Source organism: Leucobacter rhizosphaerae (assembly GCF_022919175.1).
GTDB classification, from domain to species: domain Bacteria; phylum Actinomycetota; class Actinomycetes; order Actinomycetales; family Microbacteriaceae; genus Leucobacter; species Leucobacter rhizosphaerae.
The window spans coordinates 737,613-749,475 of sequence record NZ_CP095043.1; the positions used below are offsets into that span (position 1 = coordinate 737,613).

The window sequence follows — 11,863 nt, forward strand, 5'->3', positions numbered from 1 at the left end:
TCGCACGGGCCCATGCGGGCCGGCATCGTTTCAGCCTAGCCGAACATCCCATTGCTCGCGCCCCAGACCCCGAGTGCGACGACAGCGACCAGCAGCCCGCCGCCCGTGAGCGACAGCACGAGCGGAAGCTTGCTCCGCTCCTTCGTCGGCTTCGCGACCACCGGGATGCTCGAGGGCACTCGCGCGCTCACCGCGTGACGCGCCGACACCGGGGCCGGTCCGTGATCCGCGGTGACCTGCGCCTCCGTCGGATCGTACCCGGCGATGGGGTCCATCTCGATGGAGTCGTGCAGCGCCGAGTGACCGCCGGTCTCGCCGAGCGACTTCGGGAGCTCGAGGGAACCCGTGAGGTAGAGCTCGCCGGTGCCGCCCAGCGGCCCGCTGAGCCCACCGGTATCGTCGGGCATCGAGGGCAGGATCAGAGCCGAGGTGTTGGATCCGCCGGACGAGCCCTCCTGCGCGACGGCGCGCGAGATCAGGTCGTCGAAGTCGCCGCTGGCGCGGGATCCGGATCCGTCGGCCGGTGCGACGCGGGAGGCGGGATCGTCGAACACCGAGCGCCACTCCTCGGGCGGCACGATGTCCGGGAACGAGTACCCCTCGGATGCCTTCGACGCTGCCGTTGGCGGAGTCGCTTTCGGCTCCTCGGCGGCGTCCGCGGTGACCTGCGCATCGGCCGACGTGGCCTCCGCAACCTCGAGATCGACAGCGAGGTCGTCGACCACGATGGCCTCGGTCTCTGTGTCGACCTCACCGGCCTCCGTCGCGACCTCAACGGCCTCGACCTCGCCGATCACGATCGTCTCCGGCGCAACGGGATCGGGAGTACTCACCGGTGCTTCCGCGCTCGCGGGCGCGTCAGTGTTCGCCGGCACGTCCGTGCTCACGGGTTCGTCGGCGCTCGCGGGCTCAACGACCTCCGCGGTCTCCGCGGCAGCCTCGGGCACCGCGGCCGCCGGCTCGTCGGCATCCTTGTTGCGACCCCACGGGAAGCGGCGCTTCGCCTTCGCCGGTGCGGGAGCGTCCGCAGCTGGCGGCGCAGCCGGAGCCTCGGGCTCGGCGACCGGCGCGTCCTCCGCGACCGGCTCGGCGGGATCGTTCGCCTGCTCGGCCGCACGGGACGCCTCGCGGAGCTCGTCGACGGTGAAGGGCTCGGTCGGCGGTGCGATGAGCGTATCGAAGTCGGGCATCGCACCCGTTGCCGTATCGGCAGCGACCGGGGCCGGGACCGGCTCAGGAATCGTGGGCTCGGGATCCGGCGCCGACTCGGGCTCGGCGACGACGGGCTCGGCAGCCACAGCAGGCTTTGGCGCGGGTACTGCCTCCGCAGCGACCTCGGCTTCCGCCGCAGGTGCAGCTTCCGCCGCAGGTGCAGCCTCCACCTCTGGCGCGGCTTCCGTCTCAGCTGCAGGCGCAGCCTCGGGCTGACTGGCTGCCAGCTCCGCCAGCGCGGCTTCGCGCAGCTGCCGCATCTCTCGCCGGCTCCGTGGCGTTCCGTCCTCGTTGACGGGCGAGATCTCGATGTCCTCGGCGTTCGCCGACGACGGCGACGCGGACGACTGAGCTTCAGGGGTCGCCTCGGTCGGGGCTCCGGCGACCTCGGACAGGTCCATGGCGCCGGTTTCACCCATCTCCCGCAAGCGACGTTCTCGTCGCGTCAGCGGCAGTTCTTCGTTGTGCTCACTCATCTCTTCGTCGCTTCCTCGCTGTACAGCCCGTGCTTTGCGATGTACTGCACAACGCCGTCAGGTACCAGGTACCATACTGGAAATCCCCGGGCTACCCGCTCGCGACAGTCCGTAGACGAGATTGCCAGGGCGGGAACTTCCAACAAGCTTACGTGTTCACCCGATAATCCAGAAAGCGAGAGCTCATGCCCCGGCCGTGAGACGGCGATGAAGTGGGCGAGCTCCCACAGTCGGTCGACGTCCTTCCAACTGAGGATCTGCTCGACTGCGTCGGCTCCGGAGATGAAGAACAGCTCCGCGTCGGGCATCTGCTCCCGCAGATCCTTCAGCGTGTCGACCGTGTACGTCGGACCGTCGCGGTCGACGTCCACCCGGCTCACCTTGAACCGCGGGTTCGACGCCGTGGCGATCACGGTCATCAAGTACCGGTGCTCGCTCGGCGAGACATTCGTCTTCTGCCAGGGGCGCCCCGTGGGAACGAACAGGACCTCATCGAGGTCGAAGCTCTGCGCGACTTCACTCGCCGCAACCAGGTGGCCGTGATGGATGGGGTCGAACGTACCGCCCATCACCCCGACGCGACGTGTAGGAGACACCGTCGGTGCGCGTCCGTCTAGTGGTGCTGATCCGCACCGTGCTCGCGAGCGTAGGCCTCGGCCTTGGCGGCGTGCCGGTTCGCGACATCGCGGAACGAGAACGTGACGATGGCGAATGCCGTGAATGCGGCGAACACGATGACTCCGAACACGGGTGCCGGGAACGGCAGTTCGTTGACGACGTGGTGTCCCTCTTCAGCGGCGACGGCGATCGTGGCGAGAAGTGACATAGAAACCCCTGCATTCAGTACGGATTGGACAATCAACATTCAGTGTATCGGGTTCGGCTAGCGGATCTGACCGGAGCCGCGCACGAGCCACTTGGTGCTCGTGAGCTCCGAGAGCCCCATCGGACCACGGGCGTGCAGCTTCTGGGTGGAGATGCCGACCTCGGCGCCGAAGCCGAACTCTCCGCCGTCGGTGAACCGGGTGGAGGCGTTCACCATCACCACCGCCGAGTCGACCTCCGCGAGGAAGCGCTCGGCGTTCGTGTAGTCCTGCGTGACGATCGCTTCCGTGTGCCGGGTCGAATAGCGCTCGATGTGCGCGATCGCCTCGTCGATCGAGTCCACAACCCGCACCCCCATCGCGAGCGCGAGGTGCTCGGTCGCCCACGTCGTCTCGTCGGCCTCCGCCACGCCCTCGACCTCGGCGCGGGTCGCGGCGTCGCCGCGCAGCTCCACGCCGGCCTGCAGCAGCCCGCCCGCGAGTCGCGGCAGCATCCGGTCCGCGGCGGCGCGGTGCACGAGCAGGGTCTCGGCCGCGTTGCACACGCTGGGCCGGTGCGTCTTCGCGTTCGTCACGATCTCCACGGCCATGTCCTCGTCGGCGGTGGCGTCGACGAACACGTGCACGATCCCGGAGCCCGTCTCGATCACCGGCACGGTCGACTCCTGCACCACCGTCGAGATCAGGCCGGCACTGCCGCGCGGGATCAGCACGTCGACGTACCCTCGGGCACGCATGAGGCGGGATGCGCCCTCACGACCGAATTCGTCGATGGTCTGCACTGCGTCGCCCGCGAGACCGACGCTCGAAATCGCCTCCTGGATGAGCGACACGAGCACGGCGTTGGAGTGCTCCGCCGCGCTCCCCCCGCGCAGCACGGCGCCGTTGCCGCTCTTCAACGCCAGGGCGACGATATCCACGGTCACGTTGGGCCGCGCCTCGTAGATCGCACCCACGACCCCGAACGGCACCCGCACCTGGTTGATGGTGATGCCGTTGGCGAGGGTGCTGCCGCGCACCACCTGGCCGATCGGATCCGGCAGTGCGATGACCTCGCGAACCGCGGCCGCCAGGGCGCGCAGCCGTGGGGCGTCGAGGGTCAGTCGGTCGAGCAGTCCTGCGCCGATGTCGTTGGCGCGGCCGCGCTCGAGGTCGATGGCGTTCGCCGCGACGACCTGGTCGATGCCCGCTTCGATCGCGGAGGCGATCGCCTCCAGGGCGGCGTTCTTCTGCCCCGTCGTGATCGTGGCGAAGCTCTTAGCGGCCGTCCGCGCGAGCTCGAGCTTGGCGAGGAAGGGATCAGGGCTCATCATGGCCTCAGTCTAGCGAGTCTCCCGGGCGCGGATCGAAGCGCGTACCGTGATCGGCGCCGTCGAGCACGGGCGCGAGCAGCCGCGTCTCCGTGAGCAGTACGGCGACCCCGGCGTCGGTCGCGAGCCGCGCGGCCTGCACCTTGGTCGCAGCCCCGCCGGTTCCCCAGCCCGACTGGGTCTCCCCGATCTCGATGCCGCTCAGTGCGTCGCCGTACGGCACGTGCGCGATCCGCGTCGCCCCGACCGTGGTCGGGGGCGCCGTGTACAGAGCATCGACATCCGACAGCAGCACCAGGCGATCGGCGTCGATGAGCCGCGCGACGAGGGCTGCGAGGCGGTCGTTGTCGCCGAACCGGATCTCATGGGTCGCGACGGTGTCGTTCTCATTGATGATCGGCAGGATCCCGAGCTGGAGCAGCCGTTCGATGGCGCGTCTCGCGTTGCCGCGGTGCGTCGGGTTCTCCATGTCGTGCGCGGTGAGCAGCACCTGGCCCGCGATGATGTCGTGGCTGCCGAGCGCGCGCTGGTAGCGGTTCACCAGAATGTTCTGGCCGACCGCCGCTGCCGCCTGCTGGGTCGCGAGGTCGTCGGGGCGGGTGTCGAGCTGCAGGAAGGGCACCCCGGTGGCAATCGCGCCGCTCGAGACGAGGATCACCTCGGCGCCCGCGGCGTGGAGCCGGGCGAGCGAGGACACCAGGGTCGGGATCTGCGCGGCGTTGTCGCCGCTCACCGAGGAGGATCCGACCTTCACGACCACCCGGCGGGCGGTCAGCAGTGCTTCGCCGATGCTCACGACTCCTCTTTCCACATCCCTGCCTTGCGCTCGCGCTCCAGCTCGGCGCGGGCCTCGGCTTTGGCGTCCATCCGCTCGGTGTAGGTGACGCGCCGCTCCTTGTTCGTGCGACGCTCGTTCTGATCGACGCGCAGGTCGCTGCCGCGCGAGCCCATCTGGACCTCCGCGGCGCTCGTGACGGTCGGCTCCCAGTCGAAGACCACGCCGGATCCCGGGCCGATGACCACGGTGGAGCCCGCAACGGCGCCCGCCTTCACGAGCGCGTCCTCGATCCCGATCTTCTGGAGCCGGTCGGCGAGATACCCGACAGCCTCATCGTTCGTGAAGTCCGTCTGCTCGACCCAGCGCTCGGGCTTCGCACCGAGGATCCGGTACAGGGTGCCGTAGCTGCCGCCCTCGGTGACCACGCGGTATCCGCCGTCGTTCACGGCCTTCGGCTTCAGCACGATCCGCGGCTGCACCTCGGCCTCGACGAGCTGCGTGGCGCGCGCCTCCTCGACGAGCTCGGCGAGGGCGAAGCCGAGTGCGCGCAGCCCCTCGTGCGACACCGTGGAGATCTCGAACACGCGGTAGCCGCGCGCCTCGAGATCGGGACGCACGAACTCGGCGAGCTCCCGAGCCTCGGGCACGTCGATCTTGTTCAGCGCGATCACCTGCGGGCGATCGAGCAGCGGCGTCTGCCCCTCCGGCACCGGGTAGGCGCGCAGTTCGGCGAGGATCACCTCGAGATCCGACAGCGGGTCGCGCCCGGGCTCGAGGGTTGCGCAGTCGAGCACGTGGAGCAGCGCGCTGCAGCGCTCGACGTGGCGCAGGAAGTCGAGACCGAGGCCCTTGCCCTCGCTCGCGCCCTCGATGAGGCCGGGAACGTCGGCGACGGTGAAGCGGTGCTCCGCGACCTGGACTACGCCGAGGTTCGGGTGCAGCGTCGTGAACGGGTAGTCGGCGATCTTCGGCTTCGCCGCGCTCATGGCGGCGATGAGACTCGACTTGCCCGCCGACGGGTAGCCGACGAATGCCACGTCCGCGATGGTCTTGAGCTCGAGGGTGAGCGTGACGTTTGTGCCCTCGGTGCCGAGCAGGGCGAAGCCGGGAGCCTTGCGCTTGGCACTCGCGAGCGCGAGGTTGCCGAGGCCGCCCATGCCGCCGTGCGCCGCGACGAAGCGCGTGCCGGGCTCCATGAGGTCGATGAGAGTGTCGCCCGCCTCGTCCTTCACCACGGTGCCGATCGGCACCGGGACGAGCAACTCGGGAGCCGTGGTGCCCGCACGGTAGTCACCCGCGCCGTAGCCGCCGTTCTCCGCGGTGAGATGGGGGCGACGGTGGTACTCGAGCAGGGTGGTGACCTGCGGATCCGCGATCAGCACCACATCGCCGCCGTTCCCGCCGGCGCCGCCGTCGGGACCCGCGAGCGGCTTGAACTTCTCGCGGCGGATCGACACGCAGCCGTTGCCGCCGCGGCCGGCCTGCAGATGCACCTGCACCTGATCGACGAATGTGACCATGTTGCGTACCCCTCTCGCGCTCGCGCCCCTGGCACGAACCTGGGGTCTGACCGACCCCCGGTGGTCGCACCGCGCGGAGACGGGCTCCGCTTCGGTCGGTGAACCACCCCTACATACGGCAAAAGGCGAGCCGAAGCCCGCCTCGCCTGTGACTGCCGGTGTTACGCGGCAGCTACGATGTTGACGACCTTGCGGCCACCCTTCGCGCCGAACTCGACCGCGCCCGCTGCGAGAGCGAACAGGGTGTCGTCGCCGCCACGGCCGACGTTGACGCCGGGGTGGAAGTGAGTGCCGCGCTGGCGAACGATGATCTCGCCGGCGTTGACCTGCTGACCGCCGAAACGCTTGACGCCCAGACGCTGTGCGTTCGAGTCGCGACCGTTGCGGGTCGAGCTCGCGCCCTTCTTATGTGCCATGAGTCTCTAACTCCTTAGTCGAATCTGAAAGCCGGAGGCTACTTGATGCCGGTGACCTTGAGGCGCGTCAGATCCTGACGGTGCCCCTGGCGGCTCTTGTAACCGGTCTTGTTCTTGTATCGCTGGATGACGATCTTCGGGCCGCGGAGATCCTCGAGGACCTCGGCGGTGACCTTCACCTTGGCGAGCGCAGCAGCGTCGGTGGTCACCTTGTCACCGTCGACGAGCAGGACGGCGGGAAGCTGGAGCTTGCCCTTGGAGTCACCCGCTACACGGTTGACGGTGATGATCGAGCCAACCTCGACCTTCTCCTGCCGGCCGCTTGTGCGCACTACTGCGTAAACCACTTGTCACCCTTTTCTTGAGGATTGTCGTACGTGTCGAACCGCGACCGGGTCGCGTTCGAAGTCTGAGTCTTGTGCCACCCCGAAAGGAGGCGCCAACACTCAATAATATCGCACAGCACCGATGATGGTCAAATGCTGCCGAGCGCGTGTCGCGCTCACTCCGCCGAGCGCTGCTCGGTGGTCGCGTTCAGTGCGTCGAGCAGCGACTGCTGGGCCGCTTGCGCCGCCTCGGAGTGCTGATCGACCCCACCCTTGAGCGTCGCCGTGGACACCCGCCGGTTGCGGGATCGCCCGCTGCCCGCGGGCGGGGCGTCCGGCAGCGCGTCCAGCACGGACCCGAGCAGGTCGGCCGCCGGCGAGGCCGCGGTCGATGTCTCGGTGTCGCGGCCGCGCCGCTGCTGCACGCGTCCCGTCGCCTGAGCCGCGGAGTCGCGGTTCGGGCGCTCGGCTCCGGAGCGGTCCGCGCGATCCGGGCGCTCGGCACCGGATCGGTCACCGCGATCGCTCCGCTGGCCGCGCTCCGCGCGCGGCGCACGCTCGCTCGGCTCGGCGCGCTCGTGCTCCGCACGCTGGGACGCCGCGACGTCGTCGCCGGATCCCGCCGTAGGAGCCTCAGCGGCATCGTGCGCCTTGCCCGACTGGATGGTCGACGCGGCGACCTGCGCGAGCATGTTCTTCGCGCCGTCCGTGATGGCGTGCGTCTGCGACTTCGGCTCGTGGGAGTGGGAGGGCTGCTGCCCGCCCTTGCCGCGCTTCGCATTGCTCCGCGGGGCGCTCTCGCTGCGGTGCTTCGTCACGGGCTCGTGGTGCACGATCACTCCGCGGCCCGCGCACACGTCGCAGGGCTCGCTGAAGGACTCGAGCAGTCCGAGGCCGAGCTTCTTCCGGGTCATCTGCACGAGGCCGAGCGAGGTCACCTCGGCGACCTGGTGCTTCGTGCGGTCTCGGCTCAGGCACTCGACCATACGACGGAGCACCAGATCCCGGTTCGACTCGAGCACCATGTCGATGAAGTCGACCACGATGATGCCGCCGATGTCGCGGAGCCGCAGCTGCCGAACGATCTCTTCCGCGGCCTCGAGGTTGTTCATCGTGACGGTCTCCTCGAGGTTGCCCCCGGAGCCCACGAACTTGCCCGTGTTCACGTCGACCACGGTCATCGCCTCGGTGCGGTCGATCACGAGCGAGCCGCCGGAGGGCAGCCAGACCTTACGATCCAGCGCCTTCGCGATCTGCTCCGTGATGCGGTGCTCGTCGAAGATGTCCCGCTCGCCGTCGAAGCGCTCGACCCGCTGCAGGAGATCCGGGGCCACCTGAGACAGGTAGTCCTCGATCACCGTGTAGGTCTCGCTGCCCGAGATGAGCAGGCGATGGAAGTCCTCGTTGAAGACGTCGCGGATGATCTTGATGAGCATGTCGGGCTCCGAGTGCAGCAGCACCGGTCCCCCGCCCTTCGCGACGCGCTTCTGGATCGATTCCCACTGGCGGGTGAGCCGCTGCACGTCGTGGGTGAGCTGCTCCTCGCTCGCTCCCTCGGCGGCGGTGCGGACGATCACGCCGGCGCCGCTCGGGAGCACCTCCTTGAGGATCTTCTTCAGTCGCGCGCGCTCCGTATCGGGCAGCTTCCGCGAGATCCCGTTCATGGCGCCGCCGGGAACGTAGACGAGGTAGCGGCCGGGCAGCGAGATCTGGCTGGTGAGGCGGGCGCCCTTGTGGCCGACCGGGTCCTTGGTGACCTGCACGAGCACCTGGTCACCGGGCTTCAGCGCGTTCTCGATCTTGCGTGCGGCGTTGCCGCCCTCGAACTCCGACCAGTCGACCTCGCCGGAGTAGAGCACCGCGTTGCGACCGCGGCCGATGTCGACGAACGCCGCCTCCATGCTGGGCAGCACGTTCTGCACGCGGCCGAGGTAGACGTTGCCGATCAGCGAGTTCTCACTGGACCGCGCGACATAGTGCTCCACGAGCACCTTGTCTTCGAGCACCCCGATCTGCACCCGGTCGGCGGTCGTGCGCACGATCATCTCGCGGTCGACGGACTCGCGGCGAGCCAGGAACTCGGACTCGGTGATGACCATCCGCCGGCGGCCGGCATCACGCCCGTCGCGACGGCGCTGCTTCTTCGCCTCGAGCCGCGTCGATCCCTTGACCTTCTGCGGCTCGGTGATCACCGGAGCGCTGCGCTGGGCGCGGCGCGGCGGCTCGTCGTCGGACTGGCCCGAGTCACCGCCCGAGCGGCGGCGCTGACGGCGCTGGCCGCGGTCGGACTCGCGATCGTCCCGGGAATCGCGCTCGTCGCGCTCGTCCTCGCGGGTGAATCGCTGGTCGAGGAGGTCGTCGAGCCGGCTGAGGTCTCCGCGGCGCGGGCGGGGCTGGATCGGCGGCACGTCGGGGGCGAGGAAGATGAGACGCGTGGTCGCGCGGAAGCGCTCCTCCGGCGTCATCTCGGCGAGCGGCAGCACCAGCTTGACCGGCTCGGGTGCGGGCTGCTCGGGCGCGGCCTCTTCAGGTGCGGGCTCGGGCTCCGCCGAGGACTCGGGACCCACCGCGGGCTCGGGATCGGCCGCGGACTCCTGAACCACCGCGGGCTCGGGATCCGCCGCGGTGCTGGGCGCCTCGGGCTCGGGATCCGCCGCGGTGCTGGGCGCCTCGGACGCGTCGACCGGCGCAGCCGCGTCGAGCGAAGGATCCTCGGTCCGGTGCGATTCGGTTCCGGTCGCGGTGGGCACGACCTCACCTGCTACGGATGATTCATTGTGCTCGTCATTCACCATTTCTGGTGTTCTCCTCTGACCCGTGCGACTCGTGGTCGCCTCGGGAACCTATTCGTGCGGGGCCTCCCGCAAATCCTGTTCTCCGCGGATGCCGGGCATCCGCACTCGGTCGTTCTTCGACCGGTGATCGCCTTTCGGCGGTCAAAAGACTGTGCGTGCAACGGGCCTTCTCGGCACACTGCACCGTAGTCATTATGTCATGGCACAGACCGAACACGCAGCAGGCATCGTTATGATCACGATATGACCCTCGCACCCCGCGCCCAATCGCGGCCCGTTGCCTTTGCCGTCTTTTCGATCATCGCCGGTGCCATCGGCTGGTTCGCGTCGTTCGAGCTCATCACCGAGTACATCAAAACACTGAACAACCCGGACTACATTCCGAACTGCGCGGTCAGTGTGCTCGTGACCTGCGGACCGAACATGGGATCGTGGCAGGGATCGCTCTTCGGCTTCAGCAACACGATCATCGGCGTCGCGGCGTTCATGGCCCCGATCCTGGTCGGGGTCGCGCTGCTCGCCGGGGCCACTTTCGCCCCCTGGTTCTGGCGGGTCTACCAGCTCGGCATGCTCGGCGGCTTCGCGCTCATCTGCTGGCTCGCCTACCAGAGCATCTTCTCGCTCGGCACGCTCTGCCCGTGGTGCATGGTCGTCTGGCTCGTGATGATCCCGCTGTGGTGGGGCACCCTCTTCCGCCCGTACGCGTCGGGTGACATCCCCGTGTCGGCGTCGACGCAGCGACTCTTCCAGCGCCTGCTGTCGTGGGCGTGGGTGATCGTGCTCGTCTGCTACGTCATCATCGCGTTCACGGCCCAGCTGCAGCTGAACTGGCTCGCGGAGTTCTCGCGGGCGTAATTCCTCAGCCGCGAGCCGAGGCCCTCCGGGACACTCGATCCCAGAGCGCGTCGACCTGCGCCTCGGTCTCCGCCTGCGTCCCCGACGTGTCGATGATGACGTCGGCCACGGCGCGGCGCTCGGCGTCGCTCGCCTGATTGGCGACCCGACGACGAGCATCCTCCTCGGACATCCCGCGCAGTCGCACCATACGCTCGATCCGTTGCTCGGCGGGCGCGTCGGCGACCACGACGAGATCCCACTCCCCCTGCCGGTCGGTCTCGACCAGCAGCGGGATCTCGTAGACGATCACCGCGTCGGGATCTGCAGCGCGCGCTTCGGCGATCCGGAGTTCCGAGAGCCTGCGCACCTCGGGGTGCACGATCGCGTTGAGATTAGCGAGCGCGGCGGCATCGGCGAACACCGTCGCACCGAGCGCGGCGCGATCGAGACCCCCGTCCGGCAGGAGAACCGTGTCGCCGAAGCGTTCTGCAACGCGACCGAGCCCCGGAGACCCCGGGGCGACCGCGTCCCGGGCCAATTGATCCGCGTCGATGCGCACCGCACCGAGCGCGCCGAGTCGCGCGCCGATCGTCGATTTACCCGAGGCGATCCCGCCCGTCAGTCCGATCAGGGTCATCCGTGTCACTCCTTCGCAGTCACCGCGCGCTCTATGCTAGGGCATGGGAGGTTGCGGCATGCTCGAACTCATCACCGGCGTCACACTCGCCGCAGCCGCGGGCCTGAACGCCTATATCCCGCTCCTCGGGCTCGGCCTGCTGTCGCGCTTCACCGACATCATGGAGCTTCCGACGGGTTGGCTGTGGCTCGAGCACGACTGGGCGCTCTGGACCGTCGGGGCGCTGCTCGCACTGGAAATTCTCGTCGACAAGGTGCCGGCGCTCGACAGCGTGAACGATGTGGTGCAGACGGTCGTGCGACCGGCGTCGGGCGGGATGGTCTTCGCGGCCGGGTCGGCGAGCAGCACGGTGGCCGTCGAGGATCCCTCGGCACTCATCTCGTCGGCGCAGTTCTGGCCGTTCATGCTCGGGATCGTCATCGCTCTCATTCCGCACGTCTTGAAGGCGGTGGCCCGCCCGATCCTCAATGTCCTCACGGCCGGCGCCGGCGCGGTGGTGGTCAGTGCGTTCGAAGATCTGGGGGCCGCGCTCCTCACGGTGCTCGCCGTGATCGTACCGGTGATCGCGCTGCTGCTCCTGATCCTCGTGGTGGTGCTGCTCGTCCGGCGGCTCCGGCGTGCGCTGGCCGAGCGCCGGGCCCAGCAACTCTCCTAAGATCCCGAGCCGCGGAGCGGACAGTGCAACCGTGTACGCCGCTGCACGATCCCGAGCGCGACCCTATCGATCAGTGC

The 11,863-nt window shown here is 68.9% G+C and carries 12 protein-coding genes; 2 read left to right on the forward strand and 10 right to left on the reverse strand.

Annotation, left to right across the window (positions count from 1 at the left end; translation table 11 throughout):
* Positions 1–35: 35 nt before the first annotated feature.
* The 9 genes from MUN76_RS03415 to MUN76_RS03455 all read right to left on the reverse strand — a co-directional run bounded on the left by MUN76_RS03415 (position 36) and on the right by MUN76_RS03455 (position 9,612).
* Positions 36–1,688 (reverse strand): hypothetical protein, encoded by a 1,653-nt coding sequence (locus MUN76_RS03415; protein WP_244687160.1) that lies wholly within the window; start codon positions 1,686–1,688, stop codon positions 36–38.
* Positions 1,685–2,284, reverse strand: coding sequence for a nicotinate-nucleotide adenylyltransferase (nadD, locus tag MUN76_RS03420; protein WP_256451803.1), 600 nt, complete (start codon positions 2,282–2,284; stop codon positions 1,685–1,687). Before nadD ends, MUN76_RS03415 begins: the two co-directional genes overlap by 4 nt.
* Positions 2,285–2,301: 17 nt before the next feature.
* The gene (locus MUN76_RS03425; RefSeq protein ID WP_244687164.1) at positions 2,302–2,514 is read right to left on the reverse strand and encodes a hypothetical protein; all 213 of its coding nucleotides are present in this window, start codon (positions 2,512–2,514) and stop codon (positions 2,302–2,304) included.
* A gap of 57 nt (positions 2,515–2,571) precedes the next feature.
* The gene (locus tag MUN76_RS03430; protein ID WP_244687166.1) at positions 2,572–3,825 is read right to left on the reverse strand and encodes a glutamate-5-semialdehyde dehydrogenase; all 1,254 of its coding nucleotides are present in this window, start codon (positions 3,823–3,825) and stop codon (positions 2,572–2,574) included.
* Between the two features lie 4 nt (positions 3,826–3,829).
* Positions 3,830–4,618 carry a glutamate 5-kinase gene (gene proB / locus MUN76_RS03435; RefSeq protein WP_244687168.1) on the reverse strand — a complete coding sequence of 263 codons (789 nt, stop codon included), beginning with the start codon at positions 4,616–4,618 and terminating at the stop codon, positions 3,830–3,832.
* Positions 4,615–6,120, reverse strand: a complete 1,506-nt coding sequence (gene obgE, locus MUN76_RS03440; RefSeq protein WP_244687170.1) for a GTPase ObgE — start codon at positions 6,118–6,120, stop codon at positions 4,615–4,617. The genes proB and obgE overlap by 4 nt, the downstream gene beginning before the upstream one ends.
* 161 nt (positions 6,121–6,281) lie before the next feature.
* The gene (gene rpmA, locus MUN76_RS03445) at positions 6,282–6,536 is read right to left on the reverse strand and encodes a 50S ribosomal protein L27 (RefSeq protein ID WP_166323445.1); all 255 of its coding nucleotides are present in this window, start codon (positions 6,534–6,536) and stop codon (positions 6,282–6,284) included.
* 38 nt (positions 6,537–6,574) lie between these two features.
* The gene (gene rplU, locus MUN76_RS03450; RefSeq protein WP_244687172.1) at positions 6,575–6,883 is read right to left on the reverse strand and encodes a 50S ribosomal protein L21; all 309 of its coding nucleotides are present in this window, start codon (positions 6,881–6,883) and stop codon (positions 6,575–6,577) included.
* A 155-nt stretch (positions 6,884–7,038) separates the two neighbouring features.
* Entirely contained in the window at positions 7,039–9,612 is a 2,574-nt protein-coding gene (locus MUN76_RS03455) for an Rne/Rng family ribonuclease (RefSeq protein WP_429953103.1), read from the reverse strand.
* A gap of 288 nt (positions 9,613–9,900) precedes the next feature.
* Here MUN76_RS03455 and MUN76_RS03460 point away from each other — a divergent pair, with 288 nt between their 5' ends.
* Positions 9,901–10,512, forward strand: a complete 612-nt coding sequence (locus MUN76_RS03460; RefSeq protein WP_244687176.1) for a vitamin K epoxide reductase family protein — start codon at positions 9,901–9,903, stop codon at positions 10,510–10,512.
* Positions 10,513–10,516: 4 nt separating this feature from the next.
* Here MUN76_RS03460 and coaE read toward each other — a convergent pair whose 3' ends face one another.
* Positions 10,517–11,131 carry a dephospho-CoA kinase gene (gene coaE, locus MUN76_RS03465; protein ID WP_244687178.1) on the reverse strand — a complete coding sequence of 205 codons (615 nt, stop codon included), beginning with the start codon at positions 11,129–11,131 and terminating at the stop codon, positions 10,517–10,519.
* Between the two features lie 58 nt (positions 11,132–11,189).
* Here coaE and MUN76_RS03470 point away from each other — a divergent pair, with 58 nt between their 5' ends.
* Complete coding sequence (locus tag MUN76_RS03470) at positions 11,190–11,786, forward strand: DUF4126 domain-containing protein (RefSeq protein ID WP_244687180.1); 597 nt, start codon at positions 11,190–11,192, stop codon at positions 11,784–11,786.
* Positions 11,787–11,863 lie beyond the last annotated feature (77 nt).

Bases quoted from the DNA above. Each gene is read 5' to 3' on its own strand.
- rpmA (WP_166323445.1), bottom strand. From the start codon at position 6,536: ATGGCACATAAGAAGGGCGCGAGCTCGACCCGCAACGGTCGCGACTCG.
- coaE (WP_244687178.1), bottom strand. From the start codon at position 11,131: ATGACCCTGATCGGACTGACGGGCGGGATCGCCTCGGGTAAATCGACG.
- MUN76_RS03425 (WP_244687164.1), bottom strand. From the start codon at position 2,514: ATGTCACTTCTCGCCACGATCGCCGTCGCCGCTGAAGAGGGACACCAC.
- MUN76_RS03430 (WP_244687166.1), bottom strand. From the start codon at position 3,825: ATGATGAGCCCTGATCCCTTCCTCGCCAAGCTCGAGCTCGCGCGGACG.
- obgE (WP_244687170.1), bottom strand. From the start codon at position 6,120: ATGGTCACATTCGTCGATCAGGTGCAGGTGCATCTGCAGGCCGGCCGC.
- MUN76_RS03415 (WP_244687160.1), bottom strand. From the start codon at position 1,688: ATGAGTGAGCACAACGAAGAACTGCCGCTGACGCGACGAGAACGTCGC.
- MUN76_RS03470 (WP_244687180.1), top strand. From the start codon at position 11,190: ATGCTCGAACTCATCACCGGCGTCACACTCGCCGCAGCCGCGGGCCTG.
- MUN76_RS03460 (WP_244687176.1), top strand. From the start codon at position 9,901: ATGACCCTCGCACCCCGCGCCCAATCGCGGCCCGTTGCCTTTGCCGTC.